At 62.6% G+C, this 22148-nt stretch carries 17 protein-coding genes; 6 read left to right on the top strand and 11 right to left on the bottom strand.

The window, feature by feature from the left end; all coding sequences use genetic code 11:
* Positions 1 to 15 precede the first annotated feature (15 nt).
* The gene (locus GTP44_RS12000; RefSeq protein WP_229256884.1) at positions 16 to 540 is read right to left on the bottom strand and encodes an EF-hand domain-containing protein; all 525 of its coding nucleotides are present in this window, start codon (positions 538 to 540) and stop codon (positions 16 to 18) included.
* A 329-nt stretch (positions 541 to 869) separates the two neighbouring features.
* Here GTP44_RS12000 and GTP44_RS12005 point away from each other — a divergent pair, with 329 nt between their 5' ends.
* Both GTP44_RS12005 and GTP44_RS12010 read left to right on the top strand, forming a co-directional pair.
* Entirely contained in the window at positions 870 to 1202 is a 333-nt protein-coding gene (locus tag GTP44_RS12005) for a hypothetical protein (protein ID WP_161019616.1), read from the top strand.
* A gap of 58 nt (positions 1203 to 1260) precedes the next feature.
* Positions 1261 to 2931, top strand: coding sequence for an alkaline phosphatase family protein (locus tag GTP44_RS12010; RefSeq protein WP_161019617.1), 1671 nt, complete (start codon positions 1261 to 1263; stop codon positions 2929 to 2931).
* 13 nt (positions 2932 to 2944) lie between these two features.
* On the opposite strand, the gene GTP44_RS12015 is transcribed toward GTP44_RS12010, so the two are convergent.
* From GTP44_RS12015 to GTP44_RS12055, 9 genes are all read right to left on the bottom strand, one after another.
* Positions 2945 to 3313, bottom strand: a complete 369-nt coding sequence (locus tag GTP44_RS12015) for a response regulator (RefSeq protein WP_160988901.1) — start codon at positions 3311 to 3313, stop codon at positions 2945 to 2947.
* A gap of 103 nt (positions 3314 to 3416) precedes the next feature.
* The gene (locus GTP44_RS12020) at positions 3417 to 5798 is read right to left on the bottom strand and encodes a glycoside hydrolase family 3 N-terminal domain-containing protein (protein WP_161019618.1); all 2382 of its coding nucleotides are present in this window, start codon (positions 5796 to 5798) and stop codon (positions 3417 to 3419) included.
* A 33-nt stretch (positions 5799 to 5831) separates the two neighbouring features.
* Positions 5832 to 6974, bottom strand: a complete 1143-nt coding sequence (locus GTP44_RS12025) for a sugar ABC transporter permease (protein WP_160988899.1) — start codon at positions 6972 to 6974, stop codon at positions 5832 to 5834.
* A 13-nt stretch (positions 6975 to 6987) separates the two neighbouring features.
* Positions 6988 to 8511 (bottom strand): D-xylose ABC transporter ATP-binding protein, encoded by a 1524-nt coding sequence (gene xylG, locus GTP44_RS12030; RefSeq protein WP_161019619.1) that lies wholly within the window; start codon positions 8509 to 8511, stop codon positions 6988 to 6990.
* 9 nt (positions 8512 to 8520) lie between these two features.
* Positions 8521 to 9525 carry a D-xylose ABC transporter substrate-binding protein gene (xylF, locus tag GTP44_RS12035; RefSeq protein ID WP_160988897.1) on the bottom strand — a complete coding sequence of 335 codons (1005 nt, stop codon included), beginning with the start codon at positions 9523 to 9525 and terminating at the stop codon, positions 8521 to 8523.
* A 66-nt stretch (positions 9526 to 9591) separates the two neighbouring features.
* A complete protein-coding gene (locus GTP44_RS12040; RefSeq protein ID WP_160988896.1) occupies positions 9592 to 11367 on the bottom strand; it encodes an IlvD/Edd family dehydratase in 1776 nt (591 codons plus the stop codon).
* A 7-nt stretch (positions 11368 to 11374) separates the two neighbouring features.
* Entirely contained in the window at positions 11375 to 12250 is an 876-nt protein-coding gene (locus GTP44_RS12045; protein ID WP_161019620.1) for an SMP-30/gluconolactonase/LRE family protein, read from the bottom strand.
* The gene (xylB, locus tag GTP44_RS12050) at positions 12247 to 13026 is read right to left on the bottom strand and encodes a D-xylose 1-dehydrogenase (protein ID WP_308494339.1); all 780 of its coding nucleotides are present in this window, start codon (positions 13024 to 13026) and stop codon (positions 12247 to 12249) included. Before xylB ends, GTP44_RS12045 begins: the two co-directional genes overlap by 4 nt.
* A 32-nt stretch (positions 13027 to 13058) precedes the next feature.
* Positions 13059 to 14249, bottom strand: coding sequence for a fumarylacetoacetate hydrolase family protein (locus GTP44_RS12055; RefSeq protein WP_371867210.1), 1191 nt, complete (start codon positions 14247 to 14249; stop codon positions 13059 to 13061).
* Positions 14250 to 14426: 177 nt separating this feature from the next.
* Here GTP44_RS12055 and GTP44_RS12060 point away from each other — a divergent pair, with 177 nt between their 5' ends.
* From GTP44_RS12060 to GTP44_RS12075, 4 genes are all read left to right on the top strand, one after another.
* Entirely contained in the window at positions 14427 to 15644 is a 1218-nt protein-coding gene (locus tag GTP44_RS12060; RefSeq protein ID WP_161019684.1) for an SGNH/GDSL hydrolase family protein, read from the top strand.
* On the top strand, positions 15645 to 17255 hold the full coding sequence (locus tag GTP44_RS12065; RefSeq protein ID WP_202424056.1) for a glycoside hydrolase family 43 protein: 1611 nt from the start codon (positions 15645 to 15647) through the stop codon (positions 17253 to 17255). It begins immediately after the preceding gene.
* A 34-nt stretch (positions 17256 to 17289) separates the two neighbouring features.
* Entirely contained in the window at positions 17290 to 20124 is a 2835-nt protein-coding gene (locus GTP44_RS12070) for a glycosyl hydrolase 115 family protein (protein ID WP_229256885.1), read from the top strand.
* 200 nt (positions 20125 to 20324) lie between these two features.
* A complete protein-coding gene (locus GTP44_RS12075) occupies positions 20325 to 20918 on the top strand; it encodes a hypothetical protein (RefSeq protein ID WP_160988893.1) in 594 nt (197 codons plus the stop codon).
* Positions 20919 to 20968: 50 nt separating this feature from the next.
* On the opposite strand, the gene GTP44_RS12080 is transcribed toward GTP44_RS12075, so the two are convergent.
* Positions 20969 to 22081 carry an endo-1,4-beta-xylanase gene (locus tag GTP44_RS12080; RefSeq protein WP_161019622.1) on the bottom strand — a complete coding sequence of 371 codons (1113 nt, stop codon included), beginning with the start codon at positions 22079 to 22081 and terminating at the stop codon, positions 20969 to 20971.
* Positions 22082 to 22148 lie beyond the last annotated feature (67 nt).

The raw sequence follows: 22148 nt of genomic DNA on the forward strand, positions 1-22148 counted from the left end.
CGGGTGACCGGTAAATCAGGCTGGCACGGATTTCGCCGCCGCGCCATATGCGCGGTTGACTTCGGCGACGGAGAAGATGTTGGGGCCGTTGGTCTGGGCGTCCACCGCCTCGTCATGCGCCAGCGTGCGGTAGGTCAGCGGCGCCACGTAGCGAATCCGTTCCTCTTCGCTGATCTTGCCGTCGTGATTGGTGTCGGCCGCCAGTTCCGTCGCCGGCGGCGGCACACCCAGCACGCCGTCTTCGCCCACGCCCGGCAGCGGCACTGGCGACAGCAGGGCATCCGGCGCCGCTTTGTTCTGGCTGGCGTCGACCGCGCTGAAGCGCGCCTGGAAAATTTGCGTTTCCGGACGCTCGACCAGTTTTTTCAAGCCTTCGTCAAACTGTTGCAGCGCGCTTTTCAGCGTATCGTCTTGCGACACCGCCTTGACCAGCGCATTCGCCTGGTCGCCGGTATCGGCCGAGTTGCTCGTATCAGCCTGCAGGGGGCTGGTGGCATTGAAGCCAAGCAACGACAAATACGCGGCGACCGATGCGCTCATATCCGCGTTCGTGCTGTTCTCAATGCCTGTTTTAACAGGCGCAAGTGCTTTGTCTGCAACCAGGGCTGCGGACAAGGTGGCACCACCAATATTGTTGATCATAATCATAATCGACTCCTGCAAGAGGATTTCTCACTGCTACATTCTAGCAGCGTTTTGGCAATAGTTTCTATTTCGTGGCGGCATCTACTTCAAAAAAGTACGCTTTTCCTCAGAAAAAGTTTCTTTACAACACTGTTGTGGCGACTCCGCGCCGGAATCATATCAAAAACACAAAAGACGGTCCACTGCAACGCGCGGTCATCAGCGCGAGCTATGGCGCCGGCGGCATGCTCAGTTCCACCGACGACTATGCCGGCAGCAATGTCGGCGCCCTCGATCCGCACAACGTCTACGCCGAATTTTTCACCACCGACTTCCTGTTCGGCTTCGATTTTACGCCGGTCGGCAATCTCACCATCTATAACAGCAGCGCCGTGCCGGTCGGCGCCTACGTCGCCAGCTTCGACTTCGACGCCTCGCTGGACCAGGCCAACATCGTCCAGCATCTGGCGGATGCTGGACGGCCTGCTGCGACTGGGCCCGCGCGTGCCACGCGGCGCCGGCTAAGCCGCCACCACGGCTGGCCAAGTTGTCATCCAGCGGTCACACAAATGGGGTAGCATGCCGCTCGCCGGTGGTGCACCATGCCACCTCCAACATTCAACCTGACGACGACCTATGACCAAAACACTGTCCTTGCGCGCCATCGTGATCGCGGCCGCCAGCCTCGCTCTGCAAACCGTACATGCCGCCCCGGCGGCGCCCACCGCCGCCTCCCCCCTGCCCAAACTGGTCGTCGTGCTGGTGGTGGACGGCCTGCCGAATGAACAGGTGCAGCGCTACCGTGACCAGTTCGGCCAGGGCGGCTTGCGCCGCATGCTGGACCAGGGCGCGTCCTTCAGCAACGCGCACCAGGCGCACGGCGTGACCGTGACCGCCATCGGCCACAGCGCCGTGCTGACCGGCGCCTATCCTTATGTGCACGGCATCATCGGCAATAACTGGATCGATCCGGTCACCAAAAAATCGGTCTACTGCACCGAGGACACCAACTACACCTACATCGGCGAAGAGACGCAGCCCAGCGACGGCACCTCCCCCGCCAGGCTGAAAGTCAACACGCTGGGCGATGAACTGCGCTACGCCACCGGCAGCAGGAGCAAAGTGATCACCGTCTCCGGCAAGGACCGCGGCGCGATCCTGCTGGCGGGTAAAACCGGCACCGCCTATATGTACATGGACAAAACCGGCGACTTCGCCAGCAGCACCTACTACATGAAACAGCACCCGGAATGGGCGACCAAATACCTGGCCACCAAGCCGCAGGACCGCTACTACGGCAAGACCTGGTCCGCGCTGCTGCCGGAAGCCGCCTATGCGGCCGACGCACCGGAAGACCTGAATGCGCCGAAAGCCGGCCAGCATAACCGCCTGCCCTACGCCTACTACAGCGAAAGCGGCGCGATCGACGCCGGCTACTACGCCAGCCTGCGCGTCGGTCCATATCTGGATCAGTTGACGCTGGACTTCGCGCGCGCGGCGGTGGAAGGCGAAAACCTCGGCCGCAATCCGGCCGGCGTGCCGGACCTGCTGGGCGTCAGCCTGTCGGCGCATGATTACGTCAACCACGCTTTCGGCCCGGAGAGCAAGCTGTCGCACGACCACCTGCAACGCCTGGACCGCATGCTGGCAGAGTTCTTCACCTATCTCGACAAACGGGTGGGCATGGACAATGTGCTGGTGGTGCTGACCGCCGATCACGGCTTCCCGAACACGCCGGAATTCTCCAAGACGCAGCACTACGACGCCGAGCGCCTGGACGGCAATCAGTTGATGGCGGCGTTGGACAAGCATCTGGAAGCGAAGTTTGGCGTGGCCAAGCTGGTACAAGCGTGGTCGCTGCCCAACATCCATCTGGATTACAAGCTGGCGGAGCAGAACAAGCTGAAACGCGAAGATGTGGAGAACGCCGCCGCCAGATTCCTGCTGGCGCAGAACGGCATCGTCGATGCCTTCACCCGCACCCAGTTTGAAAGCGGCGCGGTACAGGGCACGCACATCAACACCCTGATGCGCCGCGCCTGGAACCGCGAATTGTCGGGCGACCTGATGGTCGTCACCAAGCCATACTGGTACTTCGGCACCGGTACCAGCGGCACCTCACACGGCTCCCCTTACGCCTACGACACCAACGTACCGCTGATGATCATGGGTAAACGCTGGATCAAGCCGGGCGATTATGGCCAGTACGCCGAAGTGGTCGACATCGCGCCGACGCTGGCCCACCTGCTGCGCGTTCGTCCGCCGTCAGGCTCGGAAGGCCGTGTGCTGACAGAAACGCTGCGCTAGAATTCAACGCCGCTTACGACAGGCTGCTCAGATATTGATTCAGATGATCGAAGTTGAGCGGCTTGGAGAAATGCTGGGTGAAGCCGGCGGCAACGGCCTTCTTGGCCGAGTCGCAGTCGGCCGAGCCGCTCAGCGCGATGATCGGCAGTGACTGCGCGCCCGGCATGCGGCGGATCGCGCGCACCGCGCCAAAGCCGTCCATCCACGGCATGCCCAGGTCCATGATGATCGCCCTGGGCATGGCGTCGCGTACCGCGTCGCACGCTTCATAGCCGTTGTGCGCGGCGGCGGTTTCGTAGCCCTGGCACTGAAGAAGCGCCGACAGCGATTCCACCATGTCCACGTTGTCGTCCACCACCAAGACTTGTTTTGCGCTTGCCATGATCAGCCTCACATTGATTGATATTGTGGGGCCATCGTACCGCCGGGCTAACAGGTCGTATGTTCGACAGCGCACCTAGCGGCGCACGGCGGCTGTTTTCGCGTTAGCCCACCATCAGCTTGACCGATTTGAGGTTCACGCTATCCGGTCCGGCGTGAATGGTGAAGCTGCCGGGTTCCACCACACGCTGCATCTCGGTGTTGAAGAACCACAGGTCGGACGGCTTGATGTCAAAGCTCAGCGTGCGCTTTTCGCCCGGCTTCAGCGTCACGCGCTTGAAGGCCTTCAGTTCCAGCACCGGACGGGTGACCGAGCTGACGTCGTCGCGGATGTAGATCTGCACCACCTCATCACCGAGGCGCTTGCCGGTGTTGGTCACGTCCACTTCCAGCTTGGTCGACTCGCCCACCGCGATCTTGGCGTTGGCCAGGCGTGGCGTCGAAATATCGAACCTGGTGTAGCTGAGGCCAAAGCCGAACGGATACAGCGGCTTGGTCGAACCATCGATATAACCACGGCGCGCCGATGGTTTGTGGTTGTAGAAGATCGGCAGTTGGCCGACGCTGCGCGCGATCGACACCGGCAACTTGCCGCCCGGGTTGGCGCGACCGAACAGCAGATCGGCGGCGGCGTTGCCGGTTTCCTGGCCCATGTACCAGCCTTCGATGATGGCGTCGGCCTTCTCGGCCAGCAGGTTGACCGACAGCGGACGGCCGTTGAGCAGGAACACCACGGTCGGCTTGCCGAGCGCGAAGATGGCGCGCGCCAGGTCGTTCTGCTGGCCCATCAGGTCCAGCGTTTCGCGGTCGCCCAGGTGGGTGTCGGCCCATGCCTCGCGGCTGGTTTGCTCGTTGTCCCCCAGGACCATGACGATGGTGTCGGCTGACTTGGCCGCTTCCACCGCGTCCGCGATCAGCTTCGCATTTACGGCAGGGTCGGTGAACTTGATCTCGTCCTTGCCCCAGATGCGGCTTTCGGTAATGCGCACGCCTTCCGAATAGGCCAGCGTAAAGCCCTGCGCCTTGGCTTCCGTCTGCAGCCCTTCGTAGATCGACACCACATGACGCGGAATGTCGGAGTAGCCGCCGATCGGCGTGTCCTTGGCGTGGGTGCCGATCAGCAGCAGCTTGCCGACCTTCTTGCCGTCCAGCGGCAGCACGTCCTTGTCGTTCTTCAGCAGCACCGGGGTGCGGGTGGCGGCCAGCCGCGCCAGCGCGATGGCGTCCTTGTTGGCGGTCAGGCTTTCAGCGGCCTTGGCGTCCACATACGGATTCTCGAACAAGCCGGCTTCAAACTTCATCTTCAGGATGCGGCGCACCACCACATCGATCTCGCTCTCGCTGACCCGCCCTTCCTTCACCAGCTGGCCCAGTTCCTTGTAAGCCTTGCCGTCCGGCGTTTCGACATCGACGCCGGCCTTGAAGGCGCGGAACGCCGCTTCCTTGTTCGATTCCACCAGCTTGTGGCGCGTCACCAGCTCGGTCACGCCCATATAGTCGGACACGGTGATGCCGGTGAAACCCCACTCCTCGCGCAGCACCTTGTGCAGCAGCCAGTGGCTGGCGTGCGACGGCACGCCGCCGATCTCGTTATACGACGGCATGATGGCGCCGACGTTGGACTCCTTGATGGCGCGCTCGAACGGCGGGAAGAACTCCTCTCGCAGCGTGCGCTCGGTCACTTCCGCCGGCCCGGTGTTGGTGCCGTTTTCCGGCTGACCGTGACCGGTCATGTGCTTCAGCGTGACGAACACCTTGTCCTTGGCCAGCACCGGATTGGTGCCGGCGAAACCGAGGATGGCCGCCTTGCCGATTTCACCGGTGACGTAAGGATCTTCACCAAAGGTTTCCTCAATCCGTCCCCAGCGCGGCTCACGCGCCACGTCCACCACCGGCGCCAGCGCCATGTGGGCGCCGCGTGCGCGCATCTCGCGCGCCGCCACGCTGAAGATTTTGGTCGTCAGCTCGGTGTCAAAGGAGGACGCGATGCCAATCGCCTGCGGGAAGGAGGTCGCGTGGCGCGCCGCGTAGCCATGCAGCGCCTCTTCATGCATGAACATCGGAATACCCAGGCGGGTCTGCTCCATCGCCCACTTCTGCGCCGCGTTGACGTAGTTGGCCGTCTCCAGCGCCGTGCGGTTCATCACCTGGCCGTCGTCGCCGGCCGCGCCCGCGCCCTGCCCCAGGCGGCGGTCCGATGGACGCGCCAGCATGCCTATCCCGTCCGGATATTCGCGCTGCGCCTTGGCGGCGACAAACTCGCCCTTCTCGTCCTGAATATTGACCTTGGTCAGCCAGGTGCAGCGCAGCTGCATGATCTTCTCGTCCAGCGTCATGCGGCCGATCAGGTCATCGACGCGCTTCTCGGCCGGCAGCGAAGCGTCCTTGTAGGGCGCCTTGGCGGTAGCCGCGAACGCCGGCAGGACGGTGAGGCCGGCGGCCAGGCCGGACATGGAGGACAAGAACTGCCTACGGTGATTGGTCATGCATTTATCTCCAGTGGTTTTTTATGTTTTGATTTATCGTTTGCCTGCGCGGGTGCTGACGTCCACCCATACCGCCAATGTCAGAATCGCTCCTTTGACGATCATCTGCCAATACGTGTCGACGTCCAGCATCGACATGCCGTTATCCAGCGACGCCATGACCAGCGCGCCAACCAGAGCGCCGTGCACGGTGCCGGAGCCGCCGCGCATCGAGGTGCCGCCGATGAAGCAGGCGGCGATGGCATCCAGCTCGCCCGAGGTGCCGGCCGATGGCGAACCCGCCGCCAGCCGCGCCGTGTTGACGATACCGGCCAGTGCGCACATCAGGCCCATGATGCCGAAGATCCACAGCTTGATCGATTTGACGTTGATGCCAGACAGGCGCGTCGCCTCCATGTTCGAGCCGACCGAGTACACGCGGCGGCCGAACACCGTCTGCGTGGTGACGTAGCTGAACACCGCCAGCAAAGCCAGCAACAGCAGAACCGGCAACGGAATGCCCTCATACGAATTGAAGGTGATGACGAACGCCGCCAGCACCACGCCCAGCATGGCCAGCTTGGCGGCGTCGCGCCACATCGGCGCCACTTCCAGCGCGTGCGCGGCACTGCCGCGGCGACGCTGCAGCACCAGGTAAACGCCAACCGCGAACAGCACAAAGCCCAGCGCGATACCCAGCGTTGGCGACAGGTAGGCCTGGCCGATGTAGACCATATCGTCCGATACCGGCGCGATGGTGGTGCCGCCGGTCACGCCCAGCACGATGCCGCGATACGCCAGCATGCCGCCCAGGCCAACGATGAAGGACGGGATGCCCAGATACGCCGTCAAATAGCCGTTGAACAGGCCAATCAGCAGACCGACCACCAGCACCGCGATCAACGTGACCGGCAACGGCAGATGATGCGTCACATCGAGCACCGCCGCGATCCCACCCAACAAGCCAAGCAGCGAGCCGACCGACAGGTCGATCTCGCCGGCGATGATCACCAGCGACATGCCGCAGGCGACGATGCCGGTAATCGCCATCTGGCGCATAAGGTTGGACAAGTTGCGCGGGGTGAGGAAGCCGCCTTCGGTGTGGTAGCTGAAGAAAGCCCAGATCAACGCCACCGCGATCAACAGCGCCAGCATTTTGTACTGCGTGAACAATAGTTTGATGTTGTTACTCTTCATGGATCATCCTGATTCAATGGGCGTCGAGCGCCGCCGCCAGCACGGTTTCCTGGCTAAGATTGTCGTTGACGAAATCGCCGCGCAGCCTGCCCTCGCCGATGACGAGCACGCGGTCCGACGTACCCAGCACCTCAGCCAGCTCCGACGACACCATGATGATCGATACGCCTTGCTTGGCCAGATCGAACATCAGTTGGTAGATCTCGAACTTGGCGCCGACATCGACACCACGCGTCGGCTCGTCCAGGATCAGGATCTTCGGTTTGGTCAGCAGCATCTTGGACAGCACCGCCTTCTGCTGGTTGCCGCCCGACAGACCGGTAATCGGCAGGAAGGGACTGGAGGTCTTCAGCTTGACGCTCTTGATCTCCTTGCGGATGGTCGCCAGTTCGGCGTCCTGGTCGATGCGCGAGGCGCGCGAGAAGTCCTTCAGCACCGCCAGCGTCATGTTATGGCCCACGCCCAGATCCGGCACGATGCCGTGATGCTTGCGGTCTTCCGGCACCATCGCCAGGCCGTTGCGGATGGATTTCACCGGCGTACTGGTATCGAGCCTCTGCCCGTTCAGCCAAACTTCCGCTTCGCTCGGGCCAGGATAGGCGCCAAAAATGGCCGACACCAGTTCCGTGCGGCCCGCGCCCACCAGACCGGCGATACCGAGGATTTCGCCCTTGCGCAGTTTGAAGCAGATGTTGTCGACACGCTTACGTTCGGGATTGTCGGCGTCGTAGCAGGTCACGTTGCGGGCTTCGAAGATCACCTCACCCGGCGTGTGCTCGCGTTGCGGATACAGCTGCGTCATCTCGCGGCCGACCATCTGGGCGATGATGCGGTCGATATTCATCTCGCGCATCGGCGTGGTGGCGATGTGCTGGCCGTCACGGATGGTGACGATGGTGTCGCAAATGTCCGCCACCTCATCCAGCTTGTGCGAGATGTAAACGCAGGTGACGCCCTTCGCCTTGAGCGAATGGATGATATTCAGCAGCACCTTGATTTCGGAGGCCGTCAGCGACGACGACGGCTCGTCCAGAATCAGCAGCCGCGCGTTTTTGTTCAGCGCCTTGGCGATTTCGATCAGCTGCTGATGGCCGCCGCCGTACTGTTTCACCGGCAGCACCACGTTGACATCGTTGATATTCAGTTCTTTCAGCAGCTGCTCGGCGCGGCGGTTCATGGCGGCATAGTCCATGCGACCGCCCGGCAGCGTGATCTCGTTGCCGAGGAAGATATTCTCTGCCACCGACAGCTCCGGCACCAGCATCAGCTCCTGATGGATGATGACGATGCCGGCCGCCTCGGTCTCGCGGATCGACTGCGCCCGCAGCGGCTGGCCGTCCCACAGAATTTCGCCGTCCCAGGTGCCGTGCGGGTACACGGCGGACAGCACTTTCATCAAGGTGGATTTGCCGGCGCCGTTCTCGCCACATAGACCGGCGCATTCGCCGGCCTTGAGCTTGATATCGATGCCGTTCAATGCGCGCACACCGCCAAATTCCTTGACGATGTTACGCATCTCCAGAAGATATTCAGCCATGCTGACTCCTTATTTGGCGGTCAGCTGGGCCTTGGTATAGAAACCGTCCGTCACCAGCGTGTCGACGTTGGCCTTGGTCAGCGCGATAGGCGCCAACAGCAAGGTGTTCACGTTTTTCATGCCGTTGTTGTAGGTCGAGTTGTAGGCCGGCGCTTCATTGCGCACCAGTTTCACCGACAAGCGCGCCGCTTCGGTGGCGATCACTTTCAGCGGCTTGTAGACGGTCATGGCCTGGGTGCCGGCGATAACGCGCTTGACGGCAGCCAGATCGGCGTCCTGACCGGAGACCGGCACTTTGCCGGCCAGCTTTTGCGCGGCCAGCGCCTGGATCGCGCCGCCGGCGGTGGCGTCGTTCGACGCGACCACGGCGTCGATCTTGTTGCCGTTGGCGGTCAGCGCATTTTCCACGATGGCCAGCGCTTCCGAGGCGCTCCAGTCTTTGACCCACTGTTTGCCGACGACCTTGATGTCGCCCTTGTCGATCAGTGGCTGCAGCACTTTCAGCTGGCCTTCGCGCAGGATCTTGGCGTTGTTGTCGGTCGGCGCGCCGCCCAGCAGGTAGTAGTTACCCTTCGGTTTCAGGGCCACCAGCGTGCTCGCTTGCAGCTCGCCGACCTTGGCGTTATCGAAGGAGATGTAGGCGTCGATGTCGGCGTTCAGGATCAGGCGGTCGTAGGACAGCACCTTGATCTTGGCCTTTTTCGCTTCGCGCACGGCGTTGTTCAGCACCGTGGCGTTGTAGGGAACGATGACCAGCACGTCCACGCCGCGCGAGATCAGGTTCTCGATCTGCGCGATCTGGCGCTGCTCGCTGGCGTCGGCCGATTGCACATAGACTTTGGCGCCAAGCTTCTCCGCTTCGGCGGTGAAGTAGTCGCGGTCACGCGCCCAGCGTTCCAGGCGCAGGTCGTCGATAGAAAAGCCGATCTTTGGATTCTTGGCATCGGCCATCGCGCTGCCGGCGCCCAGCGCCATCATTGCGCCGATCACGGCGCTCAATACAATCTTCTTCATGTCTGTCGTCTCCAGTAATTGTTATTGGCACCGTCATTCCGGCTTTCGCCGGAATGACGTGCGGTGCTAGTGGTTGTGGCGCGCCAGATTCTGCCCCACATTCCGGTACTCCAGCGCCAGCTCCATGCAGGCGCCGGTTTCCATCTGCCCAACGGTCGAGCGATACAGCTGCTGCCATGGCGTCTGGCTGGCCGGCACCGGCGGAATGCCCTCGGCTTTGCGCTTGGCCAGTTCCTCGTCGCTGATCAGCATATTGCAGCTACCCTCGTTCAAATCCACGCGCACGGTGTCGCCGGTGCGGATGTAAGCCAGGCCACCACCCACCGCGCTCTCCGGCGAGGCGTTCAGGATCGACGGGCTATCCGAGGTGCCGGACTGACGGCCGTCGCCCAGCGTCGGCAGCCAGTTGATGCCGCGCTTGATCAGCGCATCAGGCGGTTGCATGTTGACGACTTCCGCCGAACCAGGCCAGCCAATCGGACCCGCGCCGCGAATCACCAGGATGCAGTTCTCGTCGATGTTGAGCGACGGATCGTTGATACGATCGTGGTAATCGCCCGAACCATCGAAGACGATGGCGCGCGATTCGAAGATGTTCTCTTTGCCCGGCGTGCTCAGATAGCGATCGCGGAATTCCGGCGAAATCACGCTGGTCTTCATGATGGCGAAATCGAACAGATTGCCCTTCAGGACGAAGAAGCCCGCGTCTTCCTTCAACGGCGCGTTGAACGGATAAATCACCTCGCGGTCGTTGGTTTCGCGGCCCACCAGATTCTGCTTCATCGTGTTACCGGTAACAGTCAGGCGGTCGGAACGCAGCTTGCCCTGCTGTTCCAGTTCCCACATCACGGCCGGCACGCCGCCCGCGCGGTGGAAACGCTCACCGAGGAATTTACCGGACGGCTGCATGTTCAGCAGCAGCGGCACTTTATGGCCGTACTCCATCCAGTCGCTCGACTTCAGTTCAACGCCGGCGTGACGCGCCATGGCGACGATGTGCTGCTGGGCGTTGGTGGAACCGCCGATGGCGGCGTTGACCACGATCGCATCCAGGAACGCCTCGCGGCTCAGAATCTGCGACGGACGCAGGTCCTGCTTGGCCATTTCGACGATGCGCTTGCCGGTTTCGTAGGCCATCTGGCCACGTTCGCGGTACGGCGCCGGAATCGCCGAACAGCCGGTCAGCGACATGCCCAGCGCTTCGGCAATCGCGTTCATGGTCGACGCGGTGCCCATGGTGTTGCAGTGGCCCGCCGACGGCGCCGAGGCGGCGGCGATTTCCAGGAATTTCTCGTTGTCGATCTTGCCGGCGGCCAGCTGCTTGCGGCCCTTCCAGATGGCGGAGCCGGAGCCCACCAGTTCACCATCGAGCCAGCCGTCCAGCATCGGACCGCCGGACAGCACGATGGCGGGGATGTCGATGGTGGCGGCGGCCATCAGCTGCGATGGCGTGGTCTTGTCGCAGCCGGTGGTCAGCACAACGGCGTCGATCGGGTAGCCGTGCAGGATCTCGACCAGGCCCATATAGGCGAGATTGCGGTCGATGGCGGCGGTTGGACGACGGCAGTTTTCAAAGATCGGGTGCAGCGGGAATTCCATCGCGATGCCACCGGCGTCACGGATGCCGTCGCGCACGCGCTTGGCCAGTTCCAGGTGGATGCGGTTGCACGGACTCAGATCGCTGCCCGATTGGGCGATGCCGATGATAGGACGGCCGGAACGCAGTTCCTCCGGCGTGATCCCGTAGTTCATGAAGCGCTCAAGGTACAGCGCGGTCATGTCGATGTGGTCCGGATTATCGAACCAGTCCTGCGAGCGGTAGCGGCGTGGTTGGGTGCTCATAGAGTGCCTATTCTGGTAAATACAGATGTTGCAGTTGTCCCGGCGAGGCGACGCGGAAGCTGAAAATGCCTCCGGCCAGCGGCTCCCGGCTCAATTCTTCAGCCGACAGTCCCTTGCGGGCCGTGGTCACGAACACGGTGCGCAAATCCTCGCCGCCGAACGTGACCTTGGTGATATTCGAACACGGCATGGGGATGCTGTCCAGCAGTTCGCCGGCTGGCGAGTAGCGTTCGATGCGAGCGCCGGCGAACAGGCCAACCCACAGCACGCCGTCGGCGTCGACCGCGGTGCCGTCCGGATAGCCGCTGCCGGCGATCTTGACCAGCACGCGCTTGTTGGACAGCGCACCCGCTTCGTCAATGTCGAAGGCGTAGATGGTTTTTTCCAGCGTGTCGGTGTGATAGAAGGTATGGCCGTCCGGGCTGACGCACGGGCCGTTGGTGATGACGTAGCCGCCATCCTTGTGTTGCAGGCCTTCGGCGGCGCTGAGGCGGAACAGCGAACCGCTGGGCGCCACTTCGGCGTTGTCCATGGAGCCGAACCACAGCGCGCCACGGCGGTCCACATAGCCGTCGTTCAGGCGATTGCCCGGAATGTCGGCTTCGAGTTGTTGAATGGTGGTCAGCTCGCCGGTCTCGAAGGAGAAACGGTCAACGCGGCCCGGCAGGCCGCAGACGAAATCGCCGCCGTGCACCGGCAGCGCAAAGCCCACTTCGTCCGGCACCGTCCAGCTTTGGCGGCGGCTGCCGTCTTCGGCGCAGCGGTGAATCGCGCGCTGCTTGATATCGACAAAGTAAAGCGCCTTGTCTTCAGCGTGCCATACCGGCCCTTCCGCCAGCGTGGCGGCGAGAGGCCAGATGCATTCAGGCTGGTAGAGGCTCATGCGCCATACCATCCGGCGTCAACGAAATAATCGCGGCCGGAGCAGCGACGGCCACTGTCGGAGGACAGAAACAGCGCCATGGCGGCGATGTCTTCGATCTCCACCGGCTGCGGCAAGACCTGTGATTTCAGAATCGCCTGGCCGGCTTCAGGCGAGTGCCACAGCGCCTTCTGGCGCTCGGTCAGCACCGAACCAGGAATCACGGTGTTGACACGGATGCCGTCCTGGCCCAGATCGCGCGCCAGGCCGCGGGTCAGGCCTTCGATAGCGGCTTTGGCGGTCATGTACAGCGTCAGGTTCGGCAACGCCAGATGCCACGAGATCGAACCGAAGTTCAGGATCACGCCGCCGCCGGCCTTCTTCATGCCCCGCGCCACGGCCTGCGCGCAGAAGAACTGGTGGCGCAGATTGACGGCCAGGCTGTCGTCCCAATATTTACCGGTCACTTCGTGCACTTCGTGACGATGATCGTTGGCGGCGTTGTTGATCAACACCTCAATCGCGCCGTGATCCTTTTCGATCTGCGCGATCACCTGCGACAGCGCATCCAGATTGGTCAGATCGCATTTGAAGAACACCGGCGCATGCTTGGCGTCTTTCAGGCTCTCCACCAGCGCGCGCGATGCGTCTTCGACGATATCGACAAAGAACACTTGCGCGCCCTGCTTGACGAAAGCATCCACGATGCCGGCGCCGATGCCGCTGCCGCCACCGGTGATCAGAACCCGCTTACCTGCCAGGTCCGGGTAGGTAGCGAAGACCAAAGGTTTCCCCATTTATTCTCTCCAGAGATTTGTTTTTTGGTTGTTTACTTGAGCAGGCCGCGTTGGGCCAGATTGCGATACAGCGCGCGCACGCCGAAGGTCCATGGCGTGATGGCGTCGCTGCGATAAACGTGATTCACCAGCATGCCCAGCGACGGGCTGCTGATGCTGACGCGGTCACCCAGCTTGTGGGTGAAGCCGGCGCCCGGCGCGCCACGGTCTTTGATCGGCGAGAACATGGTGCCGAGGAAGAGCATGAAGCCGTCCGGATACTGGTGGTGCGCGCCGCTGGTTTGCGACACCAGGTCCAGCGGATCGCGGCTGATTTCGCGCATGCGGCTCTCGCCCTCCAGGCGGAAGCCGTCTTCCGCGCCTTCGATCACCAGGCGCAGCTCCGCGTTGCGCACGGTGTCGATGGTGAAGCGTTCGTCGAACAGGCGAATGAACGGGCCGATGCCGCAGGAGGCGTTATTGTCCTTGGCTTTACCCAGCAGCAGCGCGCTGCGGCCTTCGATGTCGCGCAGATTGACGTCGTTGCCCAGCGTGGCGCCGACGGCCTGCGCGCGGCTGTTCACGGCCAGCACAACTTCCGGCTCCGGGTTGTTCCATTTCGATTCAGGGTGCAGCCCGACGTCCGCGCCAAAACCGACCGCCGACATCGGCTGCGATTTCGAAAACACTTCGGCGTATGGGCCGATGCCCACTTCCATGTACTGCGACCAGGCGCCGCGCGCGATGAATTGTTGTTTCAGTTTTTCCGCTTCCGGCGAACCAGGCTTGATGGCCGACAGGTCGGCGCCGATATCCTTCAGCAGCGTGGCGCGCAGCTCATCGGCCTTGGCCGGGTTGCCGCCGGCTTGTTCCTCGATCACGCGTTCCAGCAGGCTGACGGCGAAGGTCACGCCGCAGGCCTTGATCGCTTGCAGGTCGTTCGGCGCCAGCAGGCGCACCGGCGCGTCGGCGGCGCCGGTCAGCGCGGCGTCCACCAGCGCTTCCACGCGGCCCAGCGATTCGCCTCGCGCGGCTTTGGCGAAGGCCACCACGTCGTCGCGTTCAAGGAGGTCGGAGACGGTCGGCACTTGCGCGGTGATGTCGAATACTTCGCCGTTGCGCACGACCACCACGCTCGGACCGTTGATGTCGCCGCCGCGCCATACGCGGCCTACCAGCAGGGCGTCCGCCAGATCGGACGGCAGGTGCGCCGATGCCGGCGCGTGTTGCAGATTGTTCTTCACAGAGTCTCCTCGTTTTGTATTGTCGGCACCCGGCATTTTTGTTGCATGTACCATCGGGTTAACCTAAAATGAATAGCGCTAACATTTTATGAGTGTGAAGGATTTATGCAACCAAGTCAACACGCTTTACCCCGTTATTTGGGCGCCGCGCTGGTCTCCTGTTTCGCAGCCTGTTTGATGCATACGGCGGCGTCCGCCGCGCCGGCGCCGGCCCGGCACTGGGTGGCGAGTTGGGGTGCGGCGCAGCAAATTCCCGATGAGGCGAATGCGCTGGCGGCCGAGAACTGGCGCGATGCGAGCCTGCGCCAGACCGTCCATCTCACTCTGGGTGGACCGCAGTTCCGGGTCCGCGTCAGCAACCTTTACGGCACCGCACCATTAACCCTCGACGGCGCCAGCGTGGCGCTGGCCAAGGCGCCCGGCCAGGCCGACATTCAGCCCCCTACTCTGCGCCCGCTGACCTTCGGTGGCCGCGCCTCGGTGACCATTCCATCCGGCGCGGAATACTATAGCGACGCCGTCGCCATGGAGGTCAAGCCGGCCGACAATCTGGCGATATCGCTGTACTTCAAGAGCGAGCCGGCGCGCCAGACCAGCCATAACGGCGCGCGCGCCACCACCTTCCTCGCCAAGGGCAACCGCGTGATGGACCCTGCATGGGCGGACGCGGGCAAGGATGTGGGAAAAATCACTCGCTGGTATGCCATCAGCGACGTCGAGGTGCTGGCGCCGCGTAGCGTCGGCGCGCTGGTCACCATCGGCGATTCGATCACCGACGGCTACGGCATCCCGAACGACACCAACACCCGCTGGCCGGACGTGCTGGCGGCGCGCCTGCGCAACAGCGGCCAGACGCTCGGCGTGCTGAACGCCGGCATTGGCGGCGGCCGCATGCTGAGGGATGGCCTCGGGCCGAATCTGGCGTCGCGCTTCGATAACGACGTGATCTCGCGCGCCGGCGTCACGCACGCGCTGGTGCTGGTCGGCGTGAATGATCTCGGCGGCCAGCATCGCAATGGCCCTGATACGCCGGCCGACCGCGAGCAACTGGTGGCCGACCTGAAGATGGCCTACCGCCAGATCGCCGAACGCGCGCATGCGCATGGCATCTGCATCATCGGCGCCACCATCACGCCCTATTCCGGCAGCACTTACTACCATCCGGAAGCGGAGAACGAAGCGGACCGTCAGGAACTGAATAAGTGGTTGCGTACATCAGGCGTGTTCGACGCGGTGGCCGATTTCGACGCCACGCTGCGCGATCCGGAGCAGCCATCGCGCATCAAGAAAGTTTACGATTCGGGCGACGGCCTGCATCCATCGCTGGCGGGCTATCGCGCGCTGGCCGAAACCGTGCCGCTGGCGGCACTACAAAAAAAATGTGGAGACAAATAGATGATGATTGCAGCCCGCGCCGGTTTAACGGCGCTAATGGCCAGCGCCATGCTGGTCGGACCTGTTGCGCATGCGGCGCAACCGACCACCTACACCAACCCGATACTGAGCGGCTTCCACGCCGACCCTAGCATCTGCGCCGTCGGCGGCGACTACTATTTGGCCACCAGCAGTTTTGAATACTTCCCCGGTGTGCCGATCTATCACAGCAAGGATCTGGTGCACTGGCGCCAGATCGGCCACGCACTGTCGCGCGCTAGCCAGCTGAATCTGGCCAAGACCCGCAGCTCGCAAGGCATCTACGCGCCAACGCTGCGCTGCCACGACGGCGTGTTCTATATGGTGACGACCAATATGGAGGGCGGCGGCGCGTTTTACGTGCACACCAAAGACCCGGCCGGCGAATGGTCGGAACCGGTGTGGCTGAACGACCCGACCTTCGCCATGGACCCATCGCTGTTCTTCGACGATGACGGCAAGGTGTACTACACCCGCCATGGCGGTGGCCGGAACGGCGGCGTCTATCAGGCCGAGATCGACCTGAAGGCCGGCAAGCTGCTGGAGCCACCACGCCTGATCTGGTCCGGCACCGGCGGCGTATGGCCGGAAGGCCCGCATCTGTACAAGCACGAAGGCCAGTACTACCTGATGATCTCCGAAGGCGGCACCTCGTATGAACACAGCCTGACGATGGCACGGTCATCATCACCATTCGGCCCGTTCACCGCCAACCCGGCCAATCCCATCCTGACCCACCGTGACCATCCGGAACTGCCGTTGCAGGCCACCGGTCACGGCGATCTGGTACAAACGCCGGAAGGCAAATGGTGGATGCCGCTGCTGGGCATCCGGCCGGTCGACAAGCGTCACCACCTGGGCCGCGAAACGCTGCTGGCGCCGGTGAAGTGGAACGACAAGGGCTGGCTCACCGTCAACGACAACAAGCCGCTGCAGATGGAAATGTCGGCCGAGGGACTGCCGCCTTCCGCGCCGTGGCCGGCGGAACCGGTGCGCGACGACTTCAGCGCGCCGAAGCTTGGCCTGCAATGGTCGCTGCTGCGTGGACCCGGCGACGGTTTGTGGTCGCTGACTGAACGCAAAGGCTATCTGCGCCTGAAGGGCAACAGCGTCACCATGAACGACATCGCGCAGCCGGCCTTTGTGGCGCGCCGCCAGGAGCATATGCGCATGCGCGCGGCCACGCAGATCGAGTTCTCGCCATCCGCAGCCACCCAGGCCGCCGGCCTGGTGCTGCGCCAGAACGAGAAGAATTACTACCAACTGCGCATCACCGGCGCGCCGGAGCGCCGACTGGAACTGGTGTCACGCACCGCTGGCGTGACCACGCTGGCCGCATCCACGCCGCTGCCGGCCGGTCCGGTGACGCTGCAGGTGGAATCGTGGCCTGACCGCTATGCGTTCAGCTATAGCAGCGCCGGCGGTCCGCTCAAGCAGATCGGCGCCACCTTGCCGACCGCACCGCTGTCATCGGAATCGGCGGGCGGCTTTACCGGCGTCTTTATCGGCATGTACGCCGAAGGCGCCGGCAAACAGGGAACCATGCCCGCCGCCGATTTTGCCTGGTTCGATTACACGCCACTGGAAAAATAAAAACATGAGACAAGGTGCTTTTGCCGCGGGGGCCATGCTGGTTGCCCTGCTTTGCCACGCCCTGCCCGCGCAGGCGCTGGGCCAGAAAAAACTGGCATGGTTCGATCAACCGCCCACCGATGCGGTGGCGCTGGCCCGTAACGGCCAGGCCGCGAAACTGTATGTCGATTCGGCTGACCATGCCGGCGTGCTGCGCGCGGCCGGCGATCTGCGGGCGGACATCGCCCGCGTCAGTGCCACCGAGCCGACTCTGAACAAGGACGGCAAGCCGACCGGCGCGGATGTGGTCATCATCGGCACCATCGGCAAGAGCGCCTTGATCGATCAACTGGTGGCGGAGGGTAAGCTGGACGTCTCGGCCATCAAGGGCAAATGGGAAGGCTGGCAGGTGCAAACGCTGCGCAAGCCCTTGCCCGGCGTGGAGCGCGCGCTGGTGATCGCCGGCAGCGACAAACGCGGCACCATCTTTGGCATCTACGAGATGTCCGAGCAGATCGGCGTATCGCCGTGGAACTGGTGGGCCGACGTGCCGGCGGCGAAGCATGCGAGCGTGTACGCCTCGGCCTCGGCGCCGGTCAGCGATGCGCCGGTGGTGCAGTATCGCGGCATTTTCCTCAATGACGAGGCGCCGGCGCTGACCGATTGGGTCAAGCAGCGTTATGGCGGCTTCAATCACCAGTTCTACGAAAAAGTGTATGAGCTGATCCTGCGCATGCGCGGCAACTACCTGTGGCCGGCCATGTGGGGCAAAGCCTTCTACGATGACGATAAGCAGAACGGCAAGGTGGCCGACGACTACGGCGTCGTCATCGGCACCTCGCACCACGAGCCGATGATGCGCGCGCACGACGAATGGCGCCGTTATGGCGGCGGCAAGCCGTGGGACTACAACCGCGCGCCGGAAGCGCTGCGCGAGTTCTGGACTCAGGGCATGCGCGTTTCGCAGGGCCAGGAGAAGGTGATCACGCTGGGCATGCGCGGCGACGGTGACGAGCCGATGTCGGAAGGCGCCAACGTGTCGCTGCTGGAGCGTATCGTGACCGACCAGCGCAAGATCATCGCCAAGGAGGTCAACCCGGATGTCACCAAAGTGCCGCAGGTATGGGCACTGTACAAGGAGGTGCAGGAGTATTACGAAAAAGGCATGCGCGTGCCGGATGACGTGATGCTGCTGTGGTGCGACGATAACTGGGGCAATATCCGCCGCCTGCCGACCGCCGCTGAGCGCAAGCGCGCCGGCGGCGCCGGCGTGTACTACCACTTCGATTATGTCGGCGGTCCGCGGTCGTACAAGTGGCTCAATGTGACGCCGCTGCCAAAGGTGTGGGAGCAAATGCATCTGGCGTGGCAGTATCAGGCCAACCGCATGTGGATCGTCAACGTCGGCGACCTGAAACCGATGGAAGTGCCGATCGAGTTTTTCCTGACCTATGCGTGGAATCCGGCGGCATGGCCGGCCGAGCGTCTGCCGGATTACCTCAAGCTGTGGGCGACGCGCGAATTCGGCCCGGAGCACGCGGACGATATCGCCGATATCGTCGGCAAATACGCCAAATATAACGGCCGCCGCAAACCGGAGCAGTTGGAGCCTACTACCTACAGTCTGGTGAACTACAACGAGGCGCAGCGGATTGTCGATGACTACAACGCCATCGCCGCGCGGGCCGAGAAAATATCGGCCGCGCTGCCGGTCGACAAGCGGGACGCGTTCTTCCAGCTGGTGCTCTACCCGGTCAAGGCCAGCGCGGTGGTGAACGATCTGTACGTGACCGCTGGCCTGAATCAACTGTACGGGGTTCAGGGGCGCGCCGCGACCAACGATCTGGCGGCGCGTGCGCGCGCCCTGTTTGCGGAGGACGCCGAGCTGGCGCGCCGCTACCAGGAGGATATCAGCGGCGGCAAGTGGCATCACATGATGTCGCAGACGCATCTGGGCTACACCTACTGGAACCAGCCACCGCGCAACGTCATGCCGCCGGTGACGCAGATGCAGGTGCCCAAAGCCGCGGACATGGGCGTGGCGGTGGAAGGCAGCGCCATGGCGTGGCCGGGCCGCGAAACCGGCGTGCTGAGTTTGCCGACGCTGGATGTCTTCGACAAAAAAGCCGTGTTCCTCGACGTTTTCAATCGCGGCCAGCAGCCATTCGACTATACGATCAGCGCCAGCGAACCGTGGATCACACTGGATAAACCGACCGGCAAGGTCACCAATCAGCAGCGCGTGCTGGTGAATGCACGCTGGGCGGACGTTCCGGAGGGCGTGAGCAGCGCGACGCTGACGATCAGCGGCGCCGATGTGAAGACGACGGTCAAAGTCCCGCTGCGCAAGCCGGCCGGCGCGGGCGCGATGACAGGCTTTATCGAGACCGGAGGTGTGGTGTCGATGGAGGCGGAGCACTACACGCGGGCGGTGGCGGCGGACAAGCGCAGCTGGCTGAAGATACCGGACCATGGACGCACGCTGTCCGGCATGACCACGCTGCCGGCCGACGCGCCAGCCGAGGAGCGGCCGCGCATGCGTCTGGAATATGAGATGCAGCTATTCAGTGCCGGCAAGGTGGAGGTGCAGACGACGCTCGCGCCGACGCAGAAATTCCAGCCGGGAGCGGGTCTGCGCTACGCCATTTCGATTGACGATGAGGCGCCGCAAATCATCAACATCCATGCGGATGGTAGCGAGAGAGCATGGGAGCGCACGGTGTCCGATGGCGCGACGGTGCTGACTTCGCGTCACCAAGTCGACAAGCCGGGCAAGCACACGCTGAAGTTCTGGGCTGTTGACCCAGGGGTGGTGCTGCAAAAGCTGGTGCTCAACGCGGGTGGCCAGCGCCCGAGTTACCTCGGCCCGCCAGAAAGCCCGCGCCAATAACCGCAAATGCCGCCCCCGGTCATTCCAGCGAAAGCGGGAATCCATACAGCACCAGTTGTAGCCGGGTCCTCCGGCTATGTACAACAAGCGTGACAATTGGTGAGTTTCTTGGCACTTTGAAATGTTAGACTTGCAAATTGGAAACATGAATTTCATTTCAATAACAAGAACTCTCCTCCGCCGCCACATAGCCACATAAGATGAATGATCCATTTTTCCAGGCACTGTCCCAAAGTGCTGCAGACTTCCAAAAAGTAGTGTGGCCTGTCGTCAGTTCGTTCCCGGTTGTAGGGGGCGGCACCTTGAAACCAGTGGAAGCAGTAGCAACCGCCGATTTCAAAGACGACCTGGACCTTCTTGCAGGCATCGATGCCTGGCAGGTCGACAAGGGCGTTCCCATGATGCGTGGCCTTGCCAGTCGTGTGCAATGGTCGAATCGTTACGATACGTTCAGCATCCGTTACCGTGTCCCTTCCGGGCAGCCTACTGAGTTCGCCAAACGACTCACGTCGATACAGAACCGTGACAAGGGGCACCTATTCCCTCACTTCACGGTGCAAGCCTTCCTGGATCAACAAGGTGGCAACTTGCTTTCGTGCGCAGTCATAGAGACCGCCACCCTATTTGCTGTCGCACAAGAAATGGACAACAAGGGCATTTTTCAGAACAGCTACTATCCAGAAAAATTCGGCATCAAAACTCTGCCAAACGGTACCGAATTCATCTACCTCCAATGGGATTTTTTGATCTATCGTGGATTACTTAAATCTGAGAACGTTTTTCGTTTGAACTAAACAGCATGGATTCCCGCTTTCGCGGGAACGATGCGGCGGCGACTTTCGGATTAGCTTACGGCGCGAACCGGAGCGGCGTTGATGGCGGCGGCGATGGCGTCGCGCAGCGGCTTCGCGCGGCGCTGGTCGTCGAACGGCGTTGGCCGCATCTGCGCGCCATCTTCGCGCTTGGCCTCCTTCCACACCTGCAGCCAGCTGGCGTCATCCGTCATGCCCCACAGCAGAAAATCGCGGCACTGGCGATAGCTGAGCGTCACATCCAGATAGTCCTTTGCCAGCGCCGCAACGCCGGCATCGCGCTTGGCGATATCCACCGGCAGCTTGCGGTCATTGACGTCAAACTCGGTAATCAGCAAGCCCAGTCCCATGCCGGTCACCTCATCCAGGAACTTGCGCCACTCGCGCTGACGCGCCGCAGTGCTCAAATCATCCGAGGAACCAATGTGGCTCTGCAGCCCCAACGCATGAATCGGCGTGCCGCGCGACTTCAGATCGTGCAGCAGTTTCAGCACGCCCGCGCGATGCTTGGCGCTGTCCGCGTCCGGCCCCATGTAATCGTTGTAGACCAGGTCCGCCTTCGGCGCCCGCTCGTGCGCCAGCCGGAACGCCAGATCCATCTGCGGCACCGCGCCAAGACGCTCGGTGAAGACGTTCTTGCGCAATTCGCCGGTCTTCTGGTCCACCGCCTCGTTGACCACATCGTAGCTGTAGATGGCATCACCAAAATGGTCGCACACCGTCGTCACATGCTTGCGCAGCAGCGCTTCCGCCGCCTTGGCCGGCTGCGCGCCGAAGTCGTAGTCGTTGACCCACTTCGGCAGCCATTTGGCTTCCTGCCAGATCAGGTTATGTCCGCGAATCAGCATGCCCTGCGACTTGGCCCACGCATACATCTCGTCCGCCGGACCGAAATTGTATTGGCCGGGCTGCGGTTCCAGCGCCTGCCACTTGCCCTCGTTCTCGGCCACCAGCATATTGCACTCGCGCGCCATCAGCGCCTGGTAGGCCGGATCGCGGAAATGACGGCCGCCTATCGCGTTACCGACATTCAGCCCTTTGCGCTTGCCCAGTACCTTCAAGGGTTCCGGCATTTCAGCGGCATGCAGCGGCGCCAGACCGCTGGCCGCCATCAGGGCCAACATACTACGACGGGATATCTTCATTTTTGTCTCACTCCTCATTGGAAATGTTTGCTAACATCGTGGCATAATCAAATGATTACGCTACCAT

The organism is Duganella lactea (assembly GCF_009857505.1).
In the GTDB taxonomy this organism is placed as follows: Bacteria; Pseudomonadota; Gammaproteobacteria; order Burkholderiales; family Burkholderiaceae_D; genus Rugamonas; species Rugamonas lactea.